Annotated in this window: 22 protein-coding genes; 8 read left to right on the top strand and 14 right to left on the bottom strand. The window is 62.3% G+C overall.

Features of this window, described 5'->3' with window-relative positions; all coding sequences use genetic code 11:
• Positions 1 to 57: 57 nt before the first annotated feature.
• From I6E74_RS04310 to I6E74_RS04300, 3 genes are read left to right on the top strand one after another with little or no spacing between them, the layout of a single operon-like run.
• Complete coding sequence (locus I6E74_RS04310; RefSeq protein WP_197123260.1) at positions 58 to 507, top strand: FMN-binding protein; 450 nt, start codon at positions 58 to 60, stop codon at positions 505 to 507.
• On the top strand, positions 491 to 1,351 hold the full coding sequence (locus I6E74_RS04305; protein WP_197123258.1) for an FAD:protein FMN transferase: 861 nt from the start codon (positions 491 to 493) through the stop codon (positions 1,349 to 1,351). The genes I6E74_RS04310 and I6E74_RS04305 overlap by 17 nt, the downstream gene beginning before the upstream one ends.
• Positions 1,348 to 2,856: an oxidoreductase gene (locus I6E74_RS04300; protein WP_197123256.1), complete on the top strand. Its 1,509-nt coding sequence runs from the start codon at positions 1,348 to 1,350 to the stop codon at positions 2,854 to 2,856. Before I6E74_RS04305 ends, I6E74_RS04300 begins: the two co-directional genes overlap by 4 nt.
• Here the strand turns inward: I6E74_RS04300 and I6E74_RS04295 are convergent.
• On the bottom strand, positions 2,853 to 4,748 hold the full coding sequence (locus I6E74_RS04295; RefSeq protein ID WP_197123255.1) for a heavy metal translocating P-type ATPase: 1,896 nt from the start codon (positions 4,746 to 4,748) through the stop codon (positions 2,853 to 2,855). The genes I6E74_RS04300 and I6E74_RS04295 overlap by 4 nt on opposite strands.
• Positions 4,749 to 4,839: 91 nt before the next feature.
• Between I6E74_RS04295 and I6E74_RS04290 the strand changes: the two genes are divergently transcribed.
• Both I6E74_RS04290 and I6E74_RS04285 read left to right on the top strand, forming a co-directional pair.
• Positions 4,840 to 5,619, top strand: a complete 780-nt coding sequence (locus I6E74_RS04290) for a potassium channel family protein (RefSeq protein WP_197123253.1) — start codon at positions 4,840 to 4,842, stop codon at positions 5,617 to 5,619.
• A 37-nt stretch (positions 5,620 to 5,656) separates the two neighbouring features.
• Complete coding sequence (locus tag I6E74_RS04285; protein ID WP_197123251.1) at positions 5,657 to 6,169, top strand: DUF805 domain-containing protein; 513 nt, start codon at positions 5,657 to 5,659, stop codon at positions 6,167 to 6,169.
• Here I6E74_RS04285 and I6E74_RS04280 read toward each other — a convergent pair.
• From I6E74_RS04280 to I6E74_RS04270, 3 genes are all read right to left on the bottom strand, one after another.
• Complete coding sequence (locus I6E74_RS04280; protein ID WP_197123249.1) at positions 6,166 to 7,044, bottom strand: Rieske 2Fe-2S domain-containing protein; 879 nt, start codon at positions 7,042 to 7,044, stop codon at positions 6,166 to 6,168. The genes I6E74_RS04285 and I6E74_RS04280 overlap by 4 nt on opposite strands.
• A 37-nt stretch (positions 7,045 to 7,081) precedes the next feature.
• The gene (locus I6E74_RS04275; protein WP_197123247.1) at positions 7,082 to 7,576 is read right to left on the bottom strand and encodes a pyridoxamine 5'-phosphate oxidase family protein; all 495 of its coding nucleotides are present in this window, start codon (positions 7,574 to 7,576) and stop codon (positions 7,082 to 7,084) included.
• A gap of 223 nt (positions 7,577 to 7,799) precedes the next feature.
• Positions 7,800 to 9,014, bottom strand: a complete 1,215-nt coding sequence (locus I6E74_RS04270) for an NADP-dependent isocitrate dehydrogenase (protein ID WP_197123245.1) — start codon at positions 9,012 to 9,014, stop codon at positions 7,800 to 7,802.
• A 105-nt stretch (positions 9,015 to 9,119) separates the two neighbouring features.
• On the opposite strand from I6E74_RS04270, the gene I6E74_RS04265 reads away from it, so the two are divergent.
• The gene (locus tag I6E74_RS04265) at positions 9,120 to 9,572 is read left to right on the top strand and encodes an N-acetyltransferase (protein WP_197123243.1); all 453 of its coding nucleotides are present in this window, start codon (positions 9,120 to 9,122) and stop codon (positions 9,570 to 9,572) included.
• A 2-nt stretch (positions 9,573 to 9,574) separates the two neighbouring features.
• Positions 9,575 to 9,886: an MGMT family protein gene (locus tag I6E74_RS04260; protein WP_197123241.1), complete on the top strand. Its 312-nt coding sequence runs from the start codon at positions 9,575 to 9,577 to the stop codon at positions 9,884 to 9,886.
• Here I6E74_RS04260 and I6E74_RS04255 read toward each other — a convergent pair.
• The 10 genes from I6E74_RS04255 to I6E74_RS04210 form a co-directional block, all read right to left on the bottom strand.
• Entirely contained in the window at positions 9,883 to 11,688 is a 1,806-nt protein-coding gene (locus tag I6E74_RS04255; RefSeq protein WP_197123239.1) for an ABC transporter ATP-binding protein, read from the bottom strand. The two genes, I6E74_RS04260 and I6E74_RS04255, sit on opposite strands and share 4 nt — an antisense overlap.
• Positions 11,685 to 13,484, bottom strand: coding sequence for an ABC transporter ATP-binding protein (locus I6E74_RS04250; protein WP_197123237.1), 1,800 nt, complete (start codon positions 13,482 to 13,484; stop codon positions 11,685 to 11,687). The genes I6E74_RS04255 and I6E74_RS04250 overlap by 4 nt, the downstream gene beginning before the upstream one ends.
• 179 nt (positions 13,485 to 13,663) lie before the next feature.
• The gene (gene ddaH / locus I6E74_RS04245; protein WP_304611036.1) at positions 13,664 to 14,866 is read right to left on the bottom strand and encodes a dimethylargininase; all 1,203 of its coding nucleotides are present in this window, start codon (positions 14,864 to 14,866) and stop codon (positions 13,664 to 13,666) included.
• Positions 14,867 to 14,950: 84 nt separating this feature from the next.
• Positions 14,951 to 16,552: a bifunctional phosphoribosylaminoimidazolecarboxamide formyltransferase/IMP cyclohydrolase gene (gene purH, locus I6E74_RS04240; RefSeq protein WP_197109514.1), complete on the bottom strand. Its 1,602-nt coding sequence runs from the start codon at positions 16,550 to 16,552 to the stop codon at positions 14,951 to 14,953.
• A gap of 5 nt (positions 16,553 to 16,557) precedes the next feature.
• Entirely contained in the window at positions 16,558 to 17,142 is a 585-nt protein-coding gene (gene purN, locus I6E74_RS04235; protein WP_197123235.1) for a phosphoribosylglycinamide formyltransferase, read from the bottom strand.
• A 9-nt stretch (positions 17,143 to 17,151) separates the two neighbouring features.
• Positions 17,152 to 18,366, bottom strand: coding sequence for a DUF6350 family protein (locus I6E74_RS04230; RefSeq protein ID WP_197123233.1), 1,215 nt, complete (start codon positions 18,364 to 18,366; stop codon positions 17,152 to 17,154).
• 146 nt (positions 18,367 to 18,512) lie between these two features.
• A complete protein-coding gene (dhaM, locus tag I6E74_RS04225) occupies positions 18,513 to 19,286 on the bottom strand; it encodes a dihydroxyacetone kinase phosphoryl donor subunit DhaM (RefSeq protein ID WP_197123231.1) in 774 nt (257 codons plus the stop codon).
• 2 nt (positions 19,287 to 19,288) lie between these two features.
• Positions 19,289 to 19,930: a dihydroxyacetone kinase subunit DhaL gene (gene dhaL, locus I6E74_RS04220; protein ID WP_197123229.1), complete on the bottom strand. Its 642-nt coding sequence runs from the start codon at positions 19,928 to 19,930 to the stop codon at positions 19,289 to 19,291.
• A gap of 5 nt (positions 19,931 to 19,935) precedes the next feature.
• On the bottom strand, positions 19,936 to 20,934 hold the full coding sequence (dhaK, locus tag I6E74_RS04215) for a dihydroxyacetone kinase subunit DhaK (protein WP_197123227.1): 999 nt from the start codon (positions 20,932 to 20,934) through the stop codon (positions 19,936 to 19,938).
• A complete protein-coding gene (locus tag I6E74_RS04210) occupies positions 20,934 to 21,692 on the bottom strand; it encodes an MIP/aquaporin family protein (RefSeq protein WP_197123225.1) in 759 nt (252 codons plus the stop codon). The genes dhaK and I6E74_RS04210 overlap by 1 nt, the downstream gene beginning before the upstream one ends.
• A gap of 183 nt (positions 21,693 to 21,875) precedes the next feature.
• On the opposite strand from I6E74_RS04210, the gene I6E74_RS04205 reads away from it, so the two are divergent.
• Positions 21,876 to 22,649, top strand: coding sequence for an IclR family transcriptional regulator (locus I6E74_RS04205; RefSeq protein ID WP_197106390.1), 774 nt, complete (start codon positions 21,876 to 21,878; stop codon positions 22,647 to 22,649).
• Positions 22,650 to 22,707: the final 58 nt, after the last annotated feature.

The raw sequence follows: 22,707 nt of genomic DNA, 5'->3' as shown, positions 1-22,707 counted from the left end.
AGCTTCCCGTCAGGATTGCTCGGGCATACTGAACACTCGCCTACCTCTGGGAGCCCCATGCGCAGCCTCACCGACAACAAGACCGCCGTTGCCCTCTTTGCCGGTGTCACCCTCGTGGGTGCACTCTCCGCTTGCTCAAGCACGGCAACCACTGCGGATGTCGGTTCGGCTGAAACCACTGTTCCCGATGCCACCGCGACCGGTGCCGAGTACACCGACGGAACCTACACGGAGTCGGGCAACTACACCTCCCCCGACGGCCAAGAACAAGTTGACGTGACGCTCACGCTCGAGAGTAATGTCATCACCGACGTCACCGTCGTCGGCAACGGAGACAACCCCAGCTCGAAGCAGTTCCAAGGCGAATTCATCAACGGAATCGCCGCCGAAGTTGTCGGCAAGAACATCGACGAACTTTCGGTGGACAAAGTAGCCGGCTCGTCGCTCACAAGCGGCGGCTTCAACAACGCCGTCGACGCCATCAAGGCGGATGCCCTCGCCGAGTAAACAGTTCGATGCCATTGGTGCGCCCTGGCAGATTGACACCGCCGATCCCCTCGACCCTGAGGTGTTCGCCGCGATTCAGCGCCGCATCGAGCAATTCGACCGCACCTACTCGCGATTTCGTGACGACTCCCTCGTCAGCCGAATCGCCCGCACCCCCGGCAGCTATCCTTTTCCGCCGGATGCTCCCCCACTGTTCGAGCTTTACCGCCGCCTCTACGATGCGACCGCCGGCGCCATGAGCCCGCTCGTGGGCCGTGCTCTGGAAGAGCTCGGCTACGACCGCACCTACTCGTTGCAGCCCACCGCGACCCGCACGCGCGTGCCCGACTGGCACGAAGCGATCAGCTGGAACGGCAGCGAACTCACCACCCTCACCCCCGCCGTGCTCGACGTCGGCGCTGCAGGCAAGGGCTACCTCGTCGATCTTGTGGCCGAGGTGCTCGCCGAGCACGGAGTCCACTCCGCCACGGTGGATGCGAGCGGAGACCTGCTGCACCGCGGCGACGGTGAACTGCGGGTCGCGCTGGAGCATCCGCTCAACACCAGCAAAGCCATCGGAGTGGTGACCGTGAGCAATGAGGCGATTTGTGCGTCAGCTCCTAACCGACGCGCCTGGGCTGGGCTGCACCACATTTTGGATGCCCGCACGGGCCTCCCCACCGACCGCATCATCGCCACCTGGGCGATCGCCCCAACCGCGCTCGAAGCCGACGGCCTTGCCACCGCACTCTTTTTTGCCGACCCCGCATCGCTCGCGGAGGAGTTCGATTGTCAGTGGGTGCGGATGCTGTCCACCGGCCAAGTAGAGCACTCGGCTGACTTCACGGGAGAATTATTTTTATGAAGCGCTGGCTTGATCGCACCCTCGGTGCCGTGCCGATGTACACCCTTGTGCTCGGGTCTCTCGCCGTTCTCGCGGTAGCGTCGATTGCACTCGCGTTCTTCGATCTCATCGCTGCTGATCCCTTTGCGTTGCTTGCCAGTCTGCCGATCGCCGTCGTGTTTAGCTCTGCGGCCAGCTGGCTCGGCGCGCGCATCGTGCGGCAGCGCGCGCACCTCGAATCGTCGCTCATCACCGGGTTGCTCGTCTTCTTCATCATGGCACCGAGCCTGCAACTCGACGGGCTGCTGTCGATCGCACTTGCCTCGACCGTTGCGGCGGCATCCAAATTTCTGATCGCATTCCGCGGGCGCCATATTTTCAATCCCGCAGCCCTCGGGGCCTACGTTTTCTACTGGGTTCCGATCGGATTCCCCACGTGGTGGATCGGCACCCCGTGGCTGCAGCCCCTCATCATCATCGCGGCGTTCCTTATTCTGTATCGCACTCAACGCCTCGATTTGGGGCTGACCTTTGTGGTGCTCGCGGCCAGCATCCGCATCGCCCTCACGCTTGCCAATGGTGGCGATATTGCCGAAGCGATCGCCGTCACGTTCACCTCCTCGCAACTGATCTTCTTCGTCGGCTTCATGCTCAGCGAACCGCTTACGCTACCGCCGCGACGCTGGCAACGCCTCAGCGTCGCCGCGCTCGTCGCCCTGCTCTTCGCCATCCCATTCTCGATTGGGACCCTCTACAGCGACCCGCTGCTGGCACTGCTCCTAGGCAATCTGGTCGCCTTCGCGTTCACTCAGCGCCGCACCATCCGGATGACGCTCACCGAAACCGAAGAGATAGCTCCCGGCACGTGGGAGCTCACTTTTGCCCCGCACCGCACTCTCGCGTTCCGGGCGGGTCAATACATTGAGCTCTCGTTGCCGCACCCTTCGCCCGACCTGCGGGGAGCACGTCGCTACTTCACGATCTCGTCTGCACCCTCGGCGGGGGCGACCCTGTCGATCACGTTCACGGCGCCCGAGAAGTCGAGCAGTTTCAAAGCAGCCCTCCTCGCACTGCCGCGCGGAGCCGACGTCAATGCCACCGGCATCTGGGGCGACTTCGTACTCCCTCGAAAGACCACCGAACCGTTGTTGCTCGTGGCCGGCGGTATCGGTGTCACGCCCTTCGCCAGCCAGGTCGCACACTCTCACCTGCACGATGACGAACGCGATATCGTGCTCATCTACGCGACCTCCAGCACCGAAACGTTGCCGTTCTCCGGACTCTTTGTGGAGGCCGGCGTGCGCGTCATTGTGTTCGGGCCGCAGCCGGTCGAGTCACTTCCCGAAGGCTGGGTGCTCGGCAGCGAGGGGCGGATGAACGGCGACGCCCTCTCCGCGCTCGTGCCCGACTTGGCCGACCGCCGCGCGTACCTCTCGGGCCCGCCCTCCCTCGTGAACGACCTCAAGGCGACACTGCGCGCTAACGGGGCCCGCCGCATCCACACCGACTACTTCTCGGGGTACTAGCTCGGCAGTTGCACGCCAGCCGCGTTCGAACTCGACGAGACACGCACGCGACGCTTGAGACTCAGTGCCCGCAACGCATTGAGAATCGCGACGAGGTCAACAACTTCTTGAAGCCCGGCGCCGACGACTGCAGGCAGCGCTCCCGTCATCGCAAAGAGCATGAGCCCCACGCTGATGGCGATACCGATCCAAATGCTTTGCAAGGCGATTTGCACAGTGCGCTGACTGACTTGCACCGCCGACACGACGCGGTAGAGATCATCGACGAGAATCACCACGTCAGCCGATTCGCTCGCCGCCGTCGAGCCCTTGGCGCCCATCGCGATGCCGACATCGGCAGCTCCCAATACGGGCGCATCGTTCACGCCGTCGCCCACCATTACGACCGGGTGCGGAGCAGTGGCGTGCACGAGTCGCACCTTGTCTTCGGGCAGGCACTCCGCGTGAACCTCACTGATGTGGAGTTCGTCGGCCACCTTGCGCGCCGTCTGCTCCACATCCCCCGTGAGCATTAAAGTTTTCTGGATGCCCAGTTCGCGCAGTCCTGTCAGGGTGCGTGCCGCTTCGGGCCGCACCGCATCGCGCAGCACAATCGCACCAGCGTACTGATCATCGATGCCCACGTAGACAGCAGCTTCGCCGCTTGCGAGATCGATTCGAGTGAGTGTGGGAGCCTGCTCGGCCACGAATGCAGGCTTACCCACGGTGACGAGCTTGCCTCCTACGCGAGCCTGCACACCGTGGGTGGCGACTTCGCGGGCATCCGATACTTCGGGGAGCGCGAGAGAGCATTGCTTCGCTGCCTCCACGAGGGATGCCGCAAGCACGTGGGAAGAATATTGTTCTGCTGCTGCCACGAGGGCCAGCAATTCGTCGGTGGTCACCGCGCCCTCAGGCCGCACGTCGACGACAACGGGACGACCGCTCGTGAGCGTGCCTGTCTTGTCGAACACGACCGTTTTCGCACGGGCCAGCACTTCGAGGGTGCCAGCGTTTTTCACCACGACGCCATAGGTAGACGCGCTCGACATCCCGGCCATGAACGCCACCGGGGCTGCGATTAACAGCGGACACGGTGTTGCCACCACAAGCACTTCGGCGAACCGCACAGGGTCACCCGAGATCCACCAGGCGATAGCAGCCAGGCCAATCGAGACGAGCGTGAACGGCACCGCGTAGCGATCAGCCAGACGCACGATGGGTGCTTTGCTCTCCGCCGCTTCGGTGACGAGCTCAACAATCCGTTGGTATTGGCTGTCGGATGCTCGCGCGCTCGCCTGCACCGTGACAGCTTCTGGCCCGTTCACCGAACCGCTCAACAGCAGGTCTCCGGTGACTTTCTCGACCGGCATGCTTTCGCCCGTGAGCGACGACTCATCGACTGCGGTCGTGGCAGACACCAGCACCGCATCCACCGGCACAATCTCCGAAGGGCGCACGACGAGGCGATCACCCACTGCAACCTCTGTGGCCGGCACATCAACAATGTCGCCGGCGGCCGTCAGCTGATGAGCTGTTTGAGGAACCCGATCTAGCAAGGCGTTCAGTTCGCGCTTGGCGCGACCGGCCGCAAAGTCTTCGAGCGCTTCACCACCGGTGAGCATCAGCACAATGACGATGCTCGCCCAGTATTCGCCAACAACTACCGTCGCCACGATCGCCGTCACCGCCAGCACGTCGAGCCCGAACTGGTGCTGCAGCAGTTTGCGCACCATCGACACGGCCTCACGCACGGCAACGCCGAGCGAATAGATCGACAGCAGCCAGGGAACGACTGCGGATGCCGGAGTCCAGTTCAGCGCGAGGCCCACCACGCCGACGACAACCGTCAGAGCGACGAGCGGATAGCGACGCACAGCCGAGCGCAACGTGACGGAAAGAAATGTAGCCATACCTTCGTTCTACTCTCGTTCGCGGTATCCGGCCAGCCAGCACAGGCTCCCCTTAGCCGCGCTCCTGAACGGGGTCGGTAGGCTCGACAGCATGACTCAACGGCGCTGGAAACAGATCATGGACATTCCCTTGACCGTTGCTGCCATCATTTTTCTTATCGCCTACGCGTGGGAGGTTATCGCCAATCTCTCCGGTACCGCCATGCTGGTGGCCGAGGTCATCATCGCTGTCACCTGGGTGGTGTTCGTGGCCGACTACCTCGTGAACCTCATTTTGGCTGAGCACCGCTGGTTTTGGTTCAGAAAGCACCTGTTCGACCTCATGGTCGTCGTGCTGCCCATGTTGCGCCCGCTGCGCCTCCTGCGTTTGGTCACTCTGCTGAGCGTGCTGCAACGACGGGCGGGAACCGCCGTGCGCGGTGGCGTGCTCACCTACGCGGTCGGGTCATCGCTCTTGCTCGTCTTTGTCGCCGGGCTCGCCATTTTGGATACCGAACGCAACGCCGACAGCACTCAGATCACCAGTCTCGGCGATGGTATTTGGTGGGCCTTCGTCACGATCACGACCGTCGGCTACGGCGACATCTATCCCGCTACGACGCTAGGTCGAGTGATCGCCGCTGGCGTGATGATGGCCGGAATCGCCCTCCTTGGTGTTGTTACGGCAACCCTGGCCTCGTGGATCGTGGAACGAGTTGCGGCTCAAGACGAGCTCTCGCATGTCGCGACGCGTCGCGAGGTCACGGATCTCACGAAGCAGGTGGCCGAACTCAAGCACGTGCTCCTCGAGCATGCGACGCAGATGGCCGCTACCTCGGGCAACCCGGCTCCCACCTTGCCGGGCTCCTCCGAGAAAAAACCGTCGCCCTAGAGTTACGAAACGAAATTCGCTCATCTATGATGTGGGCATGACCTTCACCGCCACAGCAGCACCCACGATGGAGCCTTCGAGCGCACCGCTCCTCGGTGCGTCGATGCGCGGTGCGATGCAGCGATTCTTCGATCGATCGTTCAGGATGCGCGGTCGCGCCAGTCGCAGCGAGTACTGGTGGTGGATGCTCGTGAATATCGCCGTAATTACCGCGCTGGAGGTCGTCGCGCCGCTACTGATCGCGGGCCGCCCCATGGTGACCGAACTCACCGTCGGCCCGTTCGGCTCACTGGTCTACCCGACTCTCACCATTGCAAGCTGGAGCGGCGCCACCACAGCCATTTCTCCCGCCCTCGTGTTTCTCTCCTTCATTGCGGGAGGCTGGGTGTTGCTCACAGCAATTCCCGGCATCGCCATTGCCGTGCGGCGCCTCCACGATTCGAACCTTTCGGGAGGGTGGGCATTTCTCGCGCTCGTCCCGCCTGGCGCCCTCATTGTGCTCGTGCTCGCCCTCCGCGGCTCGCGCCCCGAGGGGTTGCGTTTCGACTAGCGCGGCAACCGAATCTCCACCGTGCCATCCACGACTCGGCTCTCGAAGCGCGGCTGTGGACTCGTCGCTGGCCCGTGGATGACTTCCCCCGTGTCGAGCGGAAACGCACTCTGGTGCCACGGGCATTCCACACACGCTCCGCCCGGGGTGGAGTCATCGCCGACGACGTACCCGTCATGGAGTTCGGCTCCGAGGTGGCTGCACGTGTTCGAGAGTACGGAGACGCGGTCTCCGCGACGGAAGACCACCACCTCGGTATCGGCGACAACGCGCTTGTCGAGTGAGCCATCCGCAAGCTCGGTGAGCGGAGCGAGCTGCTGCCACCCGCTGGGGAAGGACGCCTCCACGTCGGGAGCATGACTGACACCCGCTGCTTGCCGGTAGGTCAGGTGTCCACCTAGATAGCCGCCGCCCGACGCGATCGCGAGCCCGGCATAGCTCAGTACCTTGCCGCTCGTGTGCTTTCCGCGGGAGCGCTGCACGAAGGATGCCGCGAAGAATCCCGTCGCCACCATGTTGACCGCGGCATGCACGAAGCCGACGCGCTGCTGCTTTTCGTCGAGCTTCGACCAGTCCGCGAAGCCGGCGACCGCTGTTCCGCTCGCGCCAAGCACCCCGACTCCGACGAGTGCCCGTGACGCCTTCTCGGTACCGGGCAGGGCGTCCAGCACGCCCGCCGAGATCCACGCGCCCAGAGGAACGTGGACACCGAGCGGATGCACCGGGTGACCCAGCGGAACGCCATGCAGCAGGTCTCGCAACCACCGCGGGCGAAGAACTGCATCCACGACGGCCCGCGTCTTCTCAACAGCGGGATCGAGCGCGGCCGCTTCCTCTAGACGGTCAACATTTCGCAATACTGGCAGTCGTTTCATCAGAGCCTCGTCCCTCTCAGCGTGTGTTGTTGGAGAACTAGATCGTGACCGATTCGGACGACCCGGTGTGAGGCTCATCCCCGGTTACCTTCGCAGCGACAACGCTAACGAGAGTCGCAACTTTGCCTGCGCTCTCCCAGTACTGTGCCGAGTCGGCCTTGACGTGAATCAGCACCACCGAAGGATCTTCGGCCCCGTCTTCGAACCACACATCAGTGAACGAGTTCCAGAGTTCTTTCTTCTTCGCCACATCCCGAATAATTTCGGCAGAGCCCGACAGCGATAGCCACTCGGACGAACCCGCATAGGCCAGGTTGACCTGAGGATGCGCCAGCAACTGATTCACGGTGTCGGACTCGGCGGAGGCCAAGAACCAGCAATCGCCATCGAATTCTGCCTCCTGCACGGTCATGGGGTGGCTGTGCAGCGCGCCGTCTGCGGAGACGCTCGTGAGCATCGCGATCCGGGTCTTTTTCATGATCGACCGGATGGTGTCGAGCTGGCCTGTTGTTGCTTGGGTCTGAAATGACATGGTGTCTCCAATTCGTCGACGGTTCGCAGTTATGCTGCGCTCCGACGCTAGGGAGCAATCCTCAACGCTTGCCGAATGCTTGCCGAGTGTTGGGTGAGAACGCGCAGAATGTCGGCAACAACGACGAGCGCCGGGCACGCAAAAGGGCCCGGAAGCCGAAGCTTCCGGGCCCTTCTCACAACGTGCTGGCGATAAGCCAGTCGTCAGGAATGCGAAGTGCTACTTACGCAAGTCGTGTTGCGAGGTTCTTGTCGAGCGTGTCGAGGAACTCTTCGGTGGTTTCCCACTTCTGGTCCGGTCCGACGAGCAGTGCGAGGTCCTTGGTCATGTGACCGGCCTCAACGCTCTTGATGACGACGTCTTCCAGGGTCGACGCGAAGTCGACGAGTTCCTGGTTGTTGTCGAGCACACCACGGTGAGCCAGTCCACGGGTCCATGCGTAGATCGACGCGATTGGGTTCGTGGAGGTGGGCTTGCCCTGCTGGTGCTGGCGGTAGTGACGGGTCACGGTGCCGTGAGCTGCCTCGGCTTCAACGACCTTTCCGTCTGGCGTGGCCAGAACGGAGGTCATGAGGCCGAGCGAGCCGAAGCCCTGAGCTACGGTGTCGGACTGAACGTCGCCGTCGTAGTTCTTGCAGGCCCAGACGTAGCCGCCCTCCCACTTCATGGCCGATGCGACCATGTCGTCGATGAGGCGGTGCTCGTAGGTGAGGCCGGCTGCTTCGAACTTGTCCTTGAACTCGTTCTGGAAGATCTCCTCGAAGATGTCCTTGAATCGACCGTCGTAGGCCTTGAGGATCGTGTTCTTCGTCGAGAGGTACACGGGGTAGTTGCGCGTGAGGCCGTAGTTGAGGCTGGCACGAGCGAAGTCAATGATCGAGTCATCGAGGTTGTACTGAACCTGCGCGATTCCATCGCCCGGGGAGTCATAAACCTCAAACTTCATCGGCTCGGAACCATCTTCGGGAGCGAACTCAACGGTCAGCTTTCCCTTGCCCTTGAAGCGGAAGTCGGTGGCACGGTACTGGTCGCCGAAGGCGTGACGGCCGATGATGATCGGCTTGTTCCAGCCCGGCACGAGGCGCGGGATATTCGAGATGATGATGGGCTCGCGGAAGATAACGCCACCGAGGATGTTGCGGATGGTGCCGTTAGGGCTGCGCCACATCTTCTTGAGGCCGAATTCTTCAACACGGGCTTCGTCGGGGGTAATGGTTGCGCACTTGACGCCAACACCGTGCTTTTGGATGGCGTGAGCCGCATCAATGGTGATCTGGTCGTCGGTTGCGTCGCGGCTTTCAATGCCGAGGTCGTAGTACTCGAGGTTGACGTCAACGTAGGGGTGGATCAGGGTTTCCTTGATCCGGTGCCAAATAATGCGCGTCATTTCGTCGCCGTCGAGTTCGACGACGGTGCCTTCTACCTTGATCTTGGACAAGCTTTGCTCCTTAGTTAGTGGCTACGACCAGCTTACTCTTTTTCCTATGTATCTCGACATCGAGATACCTTGGCGCATCTGTCTACCGCGGGTTAGCCTGTATTCATGGGTGAGCTAAGACTTGAAGAATTATCGGCAAGCACCATCGTGGCTGCCAACAACCTGTCGCTGCGTCGCGGGCAGGAGCAGTTCGTTACGCCGCCCTCCTACGCGATCGCGGATGCCTTCATTGACCCGCTGACGTCGTGGCCGCGCGTTGTCGTTGACGGCGACAAGGTCGTCGGATTCGTCCGGGGCAATTTCGACCCCGATGCGTCTCAAGAAGAGTTTCGCAGCTGCATCTGGCGCGTGAGCGTCGCCGGTGACGAGCAGGGTCAAGGAATCGGTCGTTTCGCCGTGAAGGCAATCGCTGAAGAAGCACGCAGCCGTGGCTTCGATCGCATCACCGCCATTTGGGAAGAGGGCGACGACGGCCCTGAGCAGTTCTTCCTCAAGGTCGGTTTCAAGGTCGTCGGCGAAACTCAATACGGCGAGAAGCTCGGCGAATACACGCTCTAAGCGTGCCCGCTCCTAGCGACGATTTCGTGAGCCGCGTGCTCGAGGTCGTTGAATCGATCCCGCCCGGCCACGTGATGACCTACGGCGAGGTCGCTGCCACGATCGGCTCGCGAGCCGCGCGGGCCGTCGGCACCGTGATGGCCCGCTACGGTTCCGACGTGGCGTGGTGGCGCGTCATCCGTTCTGGCGGGCATCCACCCCTCGCTCACGAAGATCGGGCGCTCGTGCACTACGAGGCCGAATCAACGCCGCTGACATGGATGCCCGACGGCAGCTATCGCGTCAACCTACGGTTAGCGCGATACCGCCCCTAAACGAGCGAGTCCCGCCAGGCCGCGTGCAATTGCGCGAACTTGCCGGAGCCCGAAATGAGATCTTGCGGGGTGCCATCTTCGATGACGCGACCGTGTTCCATGACGAGCACGCGGTCAGCGATTGCGACCGTCGATAGACGGTGCGCAATGATGATGGCGGTGCGGTCGGAGAGCAGCGTCTGAAGGCCAGCCTGAACAAGGCGTTCGCTCGGGATATCGAGCGACGCGGTTGCCTCATCCAGAATCAGCACGACAGGGTCGGCGATGAACGCGCGCGCAAACGACAACAGTTGTCGCTGCCCGGCACTCACTCGACCGCCACGCTTGTTTACGTCGGTGTCGTAACCGTTGGGCAGCGCTTCAATGAATTCGTGCGCGCCAACCGCCTTCGCAGCCTTCACGATCTCCTCGCGGGTCGCATCGGGCTTACCGAGCGCAATGTTGTCGGCAACGTTGCCCGAGAACAGGTACGCCTCTTGCGTGACCATAACGATGGCACGGCGCAGATCTTTCGGATGCAGCTTGCGCAGGTCGACACCGTCGAGCGACACGGTGCCCTGGCTGGGGTCGTAGAAGCGCGAAATGAGCTTCGCGAGGGTCGACTTTCCGGCACCCGTCGTTCCCACCATCGCGACTGTCTGACCGGCTGGCAGCTCAAGATCAAACTTCGGCAGGATCACCTTGTCGGCGTTGTAGGCAAATTCCACACCGTCGAACTTCACGGTTCCCTTGGCCTTGCGCAGGTCAATCGGAGTCGTGGGGTCAGCAACGGTCGGGCGCTCTTCGAGCACTCCCGAAATCTTCTCCAAAGCCGCGGCAGCGGACTGGTAGGAGTTGTAGAACATCGCCATCTCTTGCGCAGGCGCAAAGAACTGGCGGGCATACAGCAGCGCGCCGAGCAGGGCACCGATCGCGAGATCGCCGGTCGAGACACGCAGGCCGCCCACGAGCAGGATCATCGCAAGAGCAACGTTTCCGATGAGAACCAGACCCGGGTCAAAGATTCCGAACAATTGGATGACGCGGGCGTTGGCATCCCGATAATTCTCAACGAGCCCCCCGAATTGTTCGCGGTTGCGCTCTTCTTTGCGGAAGGCCTTCACCGCACGGATGCCGGTCATGGTCTCCACAAAGTGCACGATCAGCTTGGCCGAAGTCGTGCGCGTCTCACGAAAGTGCAATTGCGACCGCACCTGGAACCAACGCGTGAGGAAGCCCAACGGTATTAGCGCGAAGAACAGAATGACGCCGCTCACCCAGTCGAGCGAGAACATCGCGATAGCGATGAATCCCATGTAGAGCGCACCCTGCACGAGCTGGTTGATACCCGAGTCGAGTAGTTCGCGAATCGCATCGAGGTCACTCGTTTGACGCGCGATGATGCGCCCCGAGGTGTAGCTCTCGTGGAATTCAAGGCTCAGCCGTTGCGTGTGCAAGAAGACGCGTTTGCGCAAGTCGAACAGGATTGCTTGGCTCACGCGGGCGCTCAGCACGGTGTACCAGGCGATCATTGATGCGCCAACGATGCCTGTGAACAGGTACGCGCTGACGACAAGCACGAGCGGCAACGTTTCGCCGTCGATGAGGGCGGGCAACGCGTTGTCGATGCCGTACGCGATCAGCGCGGGGCCAGCCACTTGCGCGGCAGTGCTCACGACAACAACAGCCATCGTGAGGACAACACGAAGGCGCACGGGCGCGATCAACGATCCGAGCAGGCGCAGCGAGCGCTGCCGAATCTGACGGCTCTCGTCCTTGGTGTAGTCGTTGCGTTCTTCGCCGGAGGTTCCCATCACGCTCATGAACTGACCTCCTGCTCTTCCTCTTCAAGACTGGATATGACGTAACGGTAGTGACTGCTGGTCGCCAGCAGGTCGGAGTGCTTTCCGACCGCGGTGACCTTGCCATCTTCGAGAAGAGCAACGCGGTCAGCGAGCATCACGGTCGATGGGCGGTGAGCGACGATAAGCGCGGTCGTGGAGCTCAGCACCTTGCGCAGCGCGGCCTCGACAAGTGCTTCAGTGTCGACGTCGAGCGCCGACAACGGGTCATCGAGCACAAGCACCGCGGGCTTCGCGGCGACGGCGCGAGCGAGCGCGAGGCGCTGCCGTTGACCACCTGACAAGCTCAGGCCCTCTTCACCGACGAGCGTGTCGAGGCCCTTGGGCAGGTCGTACACGAAGTCGGCTTGCGCGATGCTCAACGCTTCGCGCAGTTCTTCTTCGGTGGAATCGGGGCGCCCCATGAGCACGTTCTCGCGCACGCTCGATGAGAACAGCGTGGCATCCTCGAACGCCATCGCCAGGTGACGCCGCAGCTCAATCAGGGTGAGGTTGCGGATGTCGACGCCGTCGATGCTGATTGACCCTTCTGTCACGTCGTAGAGACGTGTTGTGAGGGCCGTGATCGTCGATTTGCCCGAGCCCGTCAGCCCCACGAGGGCCATGGTCTCGCCTGGCTCAATGCTCAAGTCGATGCCGTTGACGAGGTCGGGAACATTCGCGGGCGAATCGGGGTAGCGGTAGTGCACGTTCGTGAACTGAAGGTGACCCCGGCTATCCGTGATCGTTTCGGGGTGTTCGGGGTCGGTGATGGGGTTTGCTGAGTCCATCACTTCGAAGAAACGGTCGGCGGCGGTGCGCGCATCGAAAGTCATCGAGAGCAGGAAGCCGATCGACTCTACGGGGAACCTCAACACGGTGGCCGTGGCGAAGAACGCGACCAGGTCACCGGCAGAGATGTTGCCCTCAACAACGAGCCACACGCCGCCGAGAAGTCCGAGCGCAAACATGACGTCGGGCACGAGCAGCAGCCAGAGCCAGATGCCGGCGATAGCGCGGGCCTTCTCAATCTCGGTGCCACGCAAGCTTTCGGCCTGAGCCGAGAAGCCGATGAGCGCGTGCTTTCCTCGACCAAAGGCTTTCAGAACACGGATGCCGTGCACCGACTCTTCGACGGCCGTCGCGAGGTCACCGGTCTGGTCTTGGCTGCGGCGGGCCACGATCGAGTACTTCTTTTCGAAGACGTACCCGTAGATCCACAACGGGATCGAGGTGACGATAAAGATCACGCCGAGCACCCACGAGATGTTTACGAGGAACAGCAGCCCCACGATGATCGTGAGCACGTTGACCACGAGCAACACGAGTCCGAACGACAGCCACCGACGGATGAGGTTGAGGTCGCTGACGGCCCGTGACAGCAGCTGGCCGCTCGGCCACCGGTCGTGGAAGCTCACCGGCAGGTGCTGCAAGGTCATGTAGAGGGTGTTGCGCATGCGCGCCTCGACATGGGTTCCCGGCGTCAGCACAAAGTAGCGACGAAGCGCGATCATGATCGCCTCGACAATGCCGAGCCCGAGAACGATGAAGAAGGCGGGCCAAATCTGGCTTGAATCGCCCGACTGAAGCGGCCCATCCACGAGCGAGCGCAACACTTGCGGGATGAGCAACGCCACAATTCCGGCGGCGAGCGCTGCTGCCATGCCGAGGTAGATGAACGGCATGGCCGATTTGGCGTAGGGGTAAAGCCGGCGGATAGCCGCAAAAGTGCCGACCGCTTTCACGCGTTCTGGCTGGTCAGACTGTGGTGACACCATGGATCCTTGACGAGAGGGATCCCTGCGTTCAGGGATCGCGATTACTGCGGGTCGCGTCGTGTGCGACCGTGAACCGCTGCTCCTCGTCGTGATTGGCGCGGGGCAGACAGCCTTTTAGAATATGCCCGCCCCGGCGCTTTCACAATCACTATCCACAAATTTTTTGACAGAGTCTCAATTCAGCGGATGCGGACGGAGAGGCACGTGACGCAGCCCTCCATCTTCTCAAACTCTGACACGTCTACAGTCACGACGCGATACCCGAGGTTCTCGATGAGGGCCGCGGTTTTCGGGGCCGACGATGACATCAGCACCGCGTCATCCGACAGCACCACAACAGCGGCACCTTCGGCCTCGGGCACGGCCAAGAAACGGTCATAGAGGTCGACATTGTCGACGAGATCGGGGTACCCAATGATCGTGCCGTCGGGAAGAGCCGTGACACCGCTCTTGAGGTGCAGCACCTTCTCGACCGGCACGGCAATGAGGGTGTAGCCCAGGGGCGTTACGATCGCGCGCAACTGACGGATACCTTCAGCATTAGTGCGACCACCGCGTCCCACATAAACCGTGGAGCCGACCTTGAGAACGTCACCACCGTCGAGAGTTCCCGGCTGAGTGATCTCGCGGAGTTCGAGACCCAGTCCAGCGACGCTCTCGCGAACAGCATCAATCTCAGCCTGACGGCTCTCAGCACCGGGGCTCGTGAGCACCGCAACCTCGCCGAACATCACCACGGTGTCTTCGATGAAAACAGAATCGGCGAGATCGTCGTCGGCGGGCACTTCGATTACTTCGAAGCCGTTGTCTTTGAGGGCGGCAACGTAGGCCTCCCACTGCGAATCGGCAAGGTCGGCATCCACGGGAACACGGTCGAGGTGAGTCAGTTCTCCCTCAGCCATGCGCGAGGAGGGGGCACGTACGAGAGCGGTCAGCGTGGAGGTCGACTGCGGGGCACGGGCGACCATGGCAAACCACACGCGGCGACCAACCGTCAGGGCGGTCACGATCGTGGCGACGACAAAGATGAGGTTCGTGCCGAGCAGGCTTGCCAAGATGAAGGCCATCGCTTCGGGATTCCATTCGGCTCCCGAGGCAATGATGCCGAGGGCGGTGCCGAAGAAGGCCGCGGCGATGCCGATCACGAGAGCCGACACTGCGGTCGTGTACCAGTAGCGGTGAATCTCGAGCGCCGCCGCGAGCGAGTAGAGCAAGAAGAGCACAAGTGCCATCGGCAAGAAGTACTCGGCGATCGTCGGCAGGTTCTCTGCCGCAGCACCGTTCGACGTAAAGAACGCCAGCCCGGTTGCGAGGTAGACGGTGCCGGCAACGGCAATTCCGGAAATAAAAGCTGCGGCCATACGCCGTTGTGCACTGATCATGCGCCCCAACTTACCGGGAAGATTCTATGCGTTTGCCTTACGCCGGCTCCCCGGAGAGAGCCGGCGTACACCAGGCGACATTTGTTAGTGGAAGAAGTGCCGCTCACCCGTGAAGTACATGGTCACGCCAGCGTCAACCGCTGCCGCAATCACTTCTTCGTCACGGATCGAACCGCCAGGCTGAACCACCGCACGCACACCCGCATCGAGCAGCAACTGCAGGCCATCAGCGAAGGGGAAGAACGCGTCACTGGCCGCAACGGAACCTGCGGCACGGTCACCAGCCCGCGAGATCGCTAACTGGCACGAGTCAACACGGTTGACCTGCCCCATACCGACACCCACGGATGCTCCGCCGTTAGCCAGCAAAATAGCGTTCGACTTCACGGCGCGCACCGCTCGCCACGCGAACTCAAGGTCGGCGAGTGTCTCGGCATCGGCGGCGTCACCGGCAGCGAGCGTCCACGCGGAGGCCGGGGAGAAGTGCTTATCCAGTTCTTGCACGAGCATGCCGCCCGAGATCTGGCGCAGCTCACGGCTGTCACGCGCGTAGCCCTCAGGCAGCTGCAGCAAGCGCAGGTTCTTCTTGGCCTTCAATATTTCGAGTGCTTCAGGCTCAAAGCCGGGAGCAACAACAACCTCGGTGAAGATCGGAGCGATTGACTCGGCAGCAGCCTTCGTGATGATTCCGTTGGCCGCGATCACTCCGCCGTAGGCCGAGATCGGGTCGCAGGCGTGCGCCAAAACGTGAGCCTCCGCGATGCTGGCCGCAGTGGCGATTCCGCACGGGTTAGCGTGCTTGATGACCGCAACAGCGGGAGTGTCGTGGTCGAAGGCGGCGCGCAGAGCGGCGTCGGCATCCACGTAGTTGTTGTACGACATCTCTTTGCCACCGAGCTGCGTGGCCTGCGCGATTCCGGGCTGAGCGGCCACACCGTAGAGGGCTGCCTGCTGGTGGGCGTTCTCGCCATAGCGAAGTACGGCGAGCTGGTCGGCGGCAACCTCGAGGTGCACCGGCAGTGTGGGGGCGGATGCCGCGGCATCCGTCTCACCGAGAAGCGCACCGGTCAGGAACCACTGCGACACAGCGGTGTCATAGGCGGCGGTCTGGGCGAAGGCCTTGGAGGCGAGCGCATAACGCTGAGCGAAGGTCGTGCCCTCCCCCGCTGCCGCGGCGATGATCTCGTCGTAGCTGTCTGGGCTCGTGACGATGGCAACGTTGGCGTGGTTCTTGGCGGAGGCGCGCACCATGGCGGGGCCCCCGATGTCGATCTGCTCGACGATGTCGGCGGGAGCAGCGCCAGAGGCAACTGTTTCCACGAAGGGGTAGAGGTTCACAACAACGAGGTCGAAGGCTTTGATGCCGAGCTCGGCGAGCTGAGCTTCGTGCGACTCAAGGCGCAGGTCAGCGAGAATGCCGGCGTGCACGGACGGGTGCAGCGTCTTGACGCGACCATCGAGCGACTCGGGGAAACCCGTGACGGTCGATACCTCGGTGACGTCATAACCGGCTTCGGCGATCGTCTTCGCTGTGGAACCGGTCGAGACGAGCTCTACGCCCGCATCGGCAAGCGCACCCGCGAGGTCGAGGAGTCGCGACTTGTCGCTCACCGAAATAAGGGCGCGGCGGATGGGAACGACATCGCGTTCGCGGAAATCGGCTGGGTTGTGGCTAGGGCCGCTCATGGGATTCAGAGTTCCTTTAGGTTGATGCGATTGGTGGCAATGTCTTCGATCGTCTGCACGAGCAAGCGCCGTTCGATCGGCTTAATGCGGGCGTGCAGGTGTTCTTCGGTGTCTCCCGGCTCGATTGCAACGCGCTCTTGCACGATGATCGGACCACTATCGACACCGTTGTCGACCTTGATAACACTGGCACCCGTCTGGGTTGCCCCAGCAGCAAGCGCATCGCGAACCGCGTGGGCTCCCGGAAACTCCGGCAGGTAGGCCGGATGAGTGTTGATGATGTTGGGCGAAAGAGCCTCGACGACGCGCGGCGGCAGCAGCTTCATGAAGCCACTCAGCACGACGAGGTCAGCGTTCCAGAACTGGATCTGCTCCAGAAGTTCATCGCCCCACTCATCGCGGTTCTTGAAGTTCGACATCGCGACAGAGAAGGTGGGGATGCCGTAATGCTCGGCATGGTCGAGCCCGTCAGCAACGCGGTCGGCGCCAACGGCGACGACACGGGCAGGGAAGTCGGCACTCTCGGCCGCTTCGAGCAGGGCGGCGAGGTTAGACCCGCCCCCGGAAATCAAGACAACGAGTGTGAGCACGCACCCAGCCTAGCGCTCAGTGAAGCCGTCGTCAGTGCGCTCCGGGCGTGCGGACGCCAGAAGACCGAGCCCCGCTGCGACCGAAAACTCCACGAACGCCCACAGGGCAACAATCCACGGCTCCGGGCCAACATCAACGAGTCGTCCGGGACCGGCAGCTCCCGCGGATGCCCACGTCAACAACCCCATGATGGCTGCGGCCGTAAGCCCGATACCGACCGCGACGATGGCCAGTTCGCGGCGACGCAGTTCTCCGGCGATACGCGGGCCGAGCACGGCGGCGACGAGGAAGCCGACGACAACGGGGGCGAGGAGTCCGGCGAATCCGAATGCGAAATCTCCGCTCGGCAGGGCACCAAAAACGGGGATGGCAGGAATGGGCCCGAGGGTGGTGGCCAGGGGCGACACAGCGGAACCTGTTCCGATCGCAAAGCCAGGACCCACGAGCCAGGCAGCCGCCCACAACACGATGTTCGGTAACAGCGCGAGTTGGCCGATCGTCACCGCGACGCCACCCAGCACCTCGGTGTGGAGTCCTTCATACAGCGTGATGATTTCGGCGAAGGACGTGACAATCGCGAGCGTCGTCACGAGAGACGCGACCGTGAGCAAACCGGCAGCCGCGATCGCCCCGCCCCGCAGCGCGGTGGCCACGATCGTGCGCACGTGAGCTGGCCATCCCGCAATCCAGCGGCGAATGCCTCCCGACACCGGGTTGGCTGCTGACACGATTTGGCTGCCAATCAGCAGCCCCACCGCGAACACAACAGTCGGTAAGAGAGTGCCCTGCCACAGCGATGGGCGCGCCACCGGATGCAGAGCCGACAAGGTGAGCACAAGCGAAGCGGCACCGAAGGTGGCAAGCGAGGCGAGCGTGCCGAGCAGCATGTGGGGCGTCTCGGCGACCCGACGACCAGCCCGAACACCGAGCAGAAGAGTCAGAAGAGCGAACCCGAGCAGCGCCATGGTGATCGTGACCGGTGTGCTCGCTGCGGGCAAACCGACGGCACTCGCGACGGTCGGATCAAGCACAACGGTGATATCGACGCCATGGCCGACAAGCCAAATATCAACGGCGGCACGCCAGAACACAGTCCAGTCGATGGCCAAGCCGTAGTGGATGCCCCACAGCAGCGTCAGCGGAACCAGCGGAATCGCGATCCCGATAGCGACAACGAGGAGCGCCTCGAAGGCGGCGAAGAGAAGAGTGAGCTGGCGATTCATGTCTCGGTGAGCGTACCCGCCCGCGCGCCAACAGCCGCGACGGCGGACCGAAAATAGATCGATCTGTCAGCGTTATGGATGCCGCCGCCGGGCGGACCGGTGGCGCTCAGGCTGGCGAAACTCAGGCGGGTGACGCCGCGAATTTGCTAGCTCGCGAGTTCTCCGAAGCCATCGCCCGTCATCGTGACAAGCGTGTCGACGGCCTCTTGTGCCGCGCCGCCGGTGGCCGTGAACTTGAGGACGTGGTCTTTGGCAGCGCCAAGCGACATGATTCCGATCAGGCTGTTGCCCGAAACCGGTCCCTTGCCGGCGGTCACGTCGGTGATCGTAAGCTTGGCGTCCACTCCCGCGAGCGCCTGCACAATGAGCGATGCAGGGCGCGCGTGCAAGCCATCAGGGTTCACAAGCGGAACTTCGACGGTGACTTCTGTGGGGTCCGCTGACGTGCCATCCGCGGCAGGAGCGGCCGCAGCGGGTGCCTCAGCGGCAAGAGCAGCATCCGCGGCAGCAGCACCGCCCTGGTCAGCAAGCTGACTCTGCTTTGCGCCCATTGCTGCCCGCGCTTCGCGGTCGACCTCGTCGAGCGAGGCCCCTGCATTGGCGAGCACAATTGCCGCGATGAGTCCTTCTACGAAGGGCGCATCGGTGAGCCGCACCTCGTCCGTTGTTGTCATGAACTCGGTGGCCATGGTGCTGCTGAGCACCGCTGAGCCGAGATCCATGAAGACGAGAACGCCCTCACCGCTGGCGACCTCGTCGATTGCCGCAGCAACTTTCACGGCATCCGTACCGATGATGCCGTCGCCAGCCCCCGCAGCGATCGCGATCGGCGGCGGGGTCTCCCCCACCATTTCAAGCGCGAGATCCACAGCGGCCTGCGCGAGGGCAGGGCTGTGGCTTACGACCACAATGCCAATCACGATCAGCTCGAAACGGTGTCGTCGAGTGCCTGGAAGAGCAGTGTGCTCGAGGTGGCACCCGGGTCGATGTGGCCGGCGCTACGCTCACCGAGGTAGCTCGCCCGACCCTTGCGGGCAACGAGCGGTTCGGTCGCTAGGCGGCCCTTGTCAGCAGCAGCGAGAGCAACGGATGCCGCGGCAGCAACATCGGCACCGTCAGCGACAGCGACATCCCACGCGTCGAGCGCCGGAGCGATGGCGTCAAACATGGTCTTGTCGCCCGCTTCAGCCTTGCCCCGTGCCACTACGCCCTCAAGACCGGCTCGCAGTGCTGCGCCGAGGGCGGCAGCGTCAAGCTCGGTCACGGGGCCAGCGTTCACGCCCATGCGCAGGAAGAGCGTGCCATAGAGGGGACCGCTCGCGCCGCCGACGGACGTCACCAAAGTCATACCTACAGACTTCAGCAGTGCGTCGGCGGCGGTCGCGGGTTCCGCACCAATCTTCTCGACCACTGCGTTCATACCGCGAACCATATTGGAGCCGTGGTCAGCGTCGCCGATGGCCGAATCGAGTTCGGTCAGGTAGCTCTGTTTCTCGGTCACGAGATCGCGGAACCGCGAAAGCCAGGCGATCAGTTGGTCGAGCGAGATGGTGCTTGTAGACATAGTTCTTAGACTCCCCAGCGGAGCCCGGCGGTGTTCACCGGGGCATCCCATAGTTTCAACATTTCATCGTCAGCCTTGAGGATCGTGACCGAGCATCCGGCCATATCAAGGCTCGTGATGTAGTCACCGACGAGGTTGCGCACAACCTCAACTCCGGCAGCCTTGAGCAGCTTTGCGACCTCGTTGTACATGATGTACAACTCGATCTGCGGGGTGCCGCCCATACCGTTCATCATCACAATGGCTGGTGATCCTGTGAAGTCCATGTCGGCCAAGATCGGGTCGACCAGTTGCTTAGCGATGGATGCCGCATCCGCGAGCTTTTCGCGGTGACGACCGGGTTCTCCGTGGATGCCGACGCCGATTTCCATCATGTCGTCTGGCAGATCGAAGGTCGGCTTGCCTGCGGCCGGAACGGTACAGCTGGTGAGTGCCATACCCATGGAGCGGCCGGAGTCGTTGACACGGTGTGCCAGTGCGGTGACCGCGGCGAGGTCTTGCCCCTCTTCCGCTGCTGCGCCGACGATCTTTTCGAGCAATACGGTGAGGCCAACGCCGCGGCGTCCGGCTGTGAAGAGCGAGTCCTGAACGGCCACGTCGTCGTTGACGACGACCGAGGCAACCTTCACTCCGGTTTCCGCTTCGGCCATTTCGGCGGCCATCTCGAAGTTCATGACGTCGCCGGTGTAGTTCTTGACGATGTGCAGCACGCCAGCACCAGAGTCAGCAACCTTGGTCGCTTCCTGCATCTGGTCGGGGGTGGGCGAGGTGAAGACTTCGCCGGCACACGCTGCGTCGAGCATCCCGAAGCCAACGAAGCCGCCGTGAAGCGGTTCGTGGCCCGAGCCGCCACCAGAGATCAGCGCAACCTTGCCCGCGCGAGTGGGTTCTGCACGGTAGATCACGCGGTTGACGTGGTCGACCTTGAGCTCTGGATGCGCGGCGTCGATTCCGGCGAGCGCGTCGGCGAGTACCGATTCGGGGGTATTGATCAGTTTCTTCATTACTTGGCCTTCTCTTCTGTGAGTGCTTCAGTGAGGGTCTCGTTGTCGGCGTTGGTCTTGGAAATGAAACCGAAAGCAAGTGCGGCAAGCACACCAGCGAGCAGTTCAGCTACGAGGTAGACCCACAGCTGCTCCCACGCCACTTCGCCGCCCATGATCTGCTGAACGAGCATCGGACCAGTGGTACGAGCGGGGTTGATGGATGCACCAGTGATCGGGCCAACGGGAATGATGGCGGCGAAGACGACGAAACCAATGGCGAGTCCGGCAAAGCCGGGGGCTGCCTTGCGGTGGATAACTCCAAAGACGGTGAAGACGAGGAGGAACGTTCCGACGAACTCGGCGAAGAATGCCTGTCCGACGGGAATCGTGTCGGGGTTGTAGGCGGCGACACCAAGACCGGCATCCACAGCAGCCTGACCAAGAACGCCGACGATCGCAAAGGCACCGGCGGTTGCACCGAGGAGCTGAGCGATGAGGTAGCCGGGCACTTCGCGCCACGCGAACTTACCGGCGACAGCGAGGCCGAGGGTGACGGCGGGGTTGATGTGGTTTCCGGAGATGTAGCCGAAGACATAGACCGTGACGACCACGATCAGACCGAACGCGAAGGAGATGATTCCGAGACTCGCCATGGTGAATGGCTCATCACCATTCAAGATGAACGTCGCGGGCACTGAGCCAACGCCGACGAAAACGAGGAAGGCGGTTCCTAGAAACTCCGCAGCCAGCTTCTGCCACTGCTTGTTCTCATCCATGAGTTCTCCTTTGAACTTGTATTGCGCGTGCGACCGGGTGTCGCGAACGTTCGTCAATATCGGAACGTTATTCGATAATGTCGAATATGCTACGTTCAGTTATATCTTGTCAAGCACTGTCGCTACAAAAGTGGACCATCAGTGCCGAGATAATGAATACCGGCTAAATGACGGGGAACAGCGTTGATCCAATCCATTGATCGAGCAGCACAGGTGCTCTCGTCGCTCCAAGGTGCACGCCATCTCGGCATCACCGAGCTCGCCGGCTTACTCTCGCTTCCGCCGTCCACCGTGCATGGCATCGTCAAGTCCCTTCAAGTGCACGGACTCGTCGCCAAAGAACCCAACGGCAACCGCTACATGCTCGGCCCGGCCCTACTAAAACTCTCCAATGTCTATCTCGACACCCTCGATGTTCGCGCTCGCGCCATGCGCTGGACGCAAGAACTTTCCCGACGCACCGGGCTCGCCGTTCGCCTCGGCTCCGAACTTTTCGACGAAGTCATCGTCATCCATCACAACAATCGGCCAGATGGCACCGAACAAATGCCAGAGACAGGCCTCTCCATTCCCGTGCACGCCTCCGCCATGGGCAAAATCCTGTTGACCTACAACGCGGATGCCGCCGACCAGCTTTTTGAGAAACCACTGCGCAGCCTCACCGGTGACACCATCACCGATCCCTCGAAGCTCATTCTGCAGTTTGCGCAGATTGCCGAGCGCGGCATCGCCACGGAGCAAGATGAAGCGGTTCTCGGCGAATCCTCGATTGCGGCCCCTATCGCCGACCGCAACGGCAACGTCATCGCCGCCGTGGCCGTCGTACTTCACTCCAGCGAATGGCCGCCCGAAGACAACGTATTGAATGTGTTGCGCGAAACTGCCCGCAATATCTCGCGCGAACTCGGCTACACCGCGTGGCCGCCGCCCGTTGTGCGGCGGCCCACCGACGACTAACACCCAGCGCGCCAACGCGCCTAACACTGCGAGCGCGGCAACACACAACAACGGCTGG

This window comes from Salinibacterium sp. SWN139, assembly GCF_015864625.1.
In the GTDB taxonomy this organism is placed as follows: Bacteria; Actinomycetota; Actinomycetes; order Actinomycetales; family Microbacteriaceae; genus Rhodoglobus.
This window is presented reverse-complemented; position numbering and strand designations above follow the sequence as displayed.

What these genes read in the sequence shown, in the direction of transcription:
- I6E74_RS04255 (WP_197123239.1), bottom strand. Translation starts at nt 11,688, where the DNA reads ATGAGCGTGATGGGAACCTCCGGCGAAGAACGCAACGACTACACCAAG.
- I6E74_RS04290 (WP_197123253.1), top strand. Translation starts at nt 4,840, where the DNA reads ATGACTCAACGGCGCTGGAAACAGATCATGGACATTCCCTTGACCGTT.
- I6E74_RS04310 (WP_197123260.1), top strand. Translation starts at nt 58, where the DNA reads ATGCGCAGCCTCACCGACAACAAGACCGCCGTTGCCCTCTTTGCCGGT.
- I6E74_RS04210 (WP_197123225.1), bottom strand. Translation starts at nt 21,692, where the DNA reads ATGGATGAGAACAAGCAGTGGCAGAAGCTGGCTGCGGAGTTTCTAGGA.
- I6E74_RS04305 (WP_197123258.1), top strand. Translation starts at nt 491, where the DNA reads ATGCCCTCGCCGAGTAAACAGTTCGATGCCATTGGTGCGCCCTGGCAG.
- I6E74_RS04275 (WP_197123247.1), bottom strand. Translation starts at nt 7,576, where the DNA reads ATGTCATTTCAGACCCAAGCAACAACAGGCCAGCTCGACACCATCCGG.
- I6E74_RS04285 (WP_197123251.1), top strand. Translation starts at nt 5,657, where the DNA reads ATGACCTTCACCGCCACAGCAGCACCCACGATGGAGCCTTCGAGCGCA.
- ddaH (WP_304611036.1), bottom strand. Translation starts at nt 14,866, where the DNA reads ATGATCAGTGCACAACGGCGTATGGCCGCAGCTTTTATTTCCGGAATT.
- I6E74_RS04300 (WP_197123256.1), top strand. Translation starts at nt 1,348, where the DNA reads ATGAAGCGCTGGCTTGATCGCACCCTCGGTGCCGTGCCGATGTACACC.
- purH (WP_197109514.1), bottom strand. Translation starts at nt 16,552, where the DNA reads ATGAGCGGCCCTAGCCACAACCCAGCCGATTTCCGCGAACGCGATGTC.
- dhaL (WP_197123229.1), bottom strand. Translation starts at nt 19,930, where the DNA reads ATGTCTACAAGCACCATCTCGCTCGACCAACTGATCGCCTGGCTTTCG.
- I6E74_RS04250 (WP_197123237.1), bottom strand. Translation starts at nt 13,484, where the DNA reads ATGGTGTCACCACAGTCTGACCAGCCAGAACGCGTGAAAGCGGTCGGC.
- I6E74_RS04230 (WP_197123233.1), bottom strand. Translation starts at nt 18,366, where the DNA reads ATGAATCGCCAGCTCACTCTTCTCTTCGCCGCCTTCGAGGCGCTCCTC.
- I6E74_RS04265 (WP_197123243.1), top strand. Translation starts at nt 9,120, where the DNA reads ATGGGTGAGCTAAGACTTGAAGAATTATCGGCAAGCACCATCGTGGCT.
- dhaK (WP_197123227.1), bottom strand. Translation starts at nt 20,934, where the DNA reads ATGAAGAAACTGATCAATACCCCCGAATCGGTACTCGCCGACGCGCTC.
- I6E74_RS04280 (WP_197123249.1), bottom strand. Translation starts at nt 7,044, where the DNA reads ATGAAACGACTGCCAGTATTGCGAAATGTTGACCGTCTAGAGGAAGCG.
- I6E74_RS04295 (WP_197123255.1), bottom strand. Translation starts at nt 4,748, where the DNA reads ATGGCTACATTTCTTTCCGTCACGTTGCGCTCGGCTGTGCGTCGCTAT.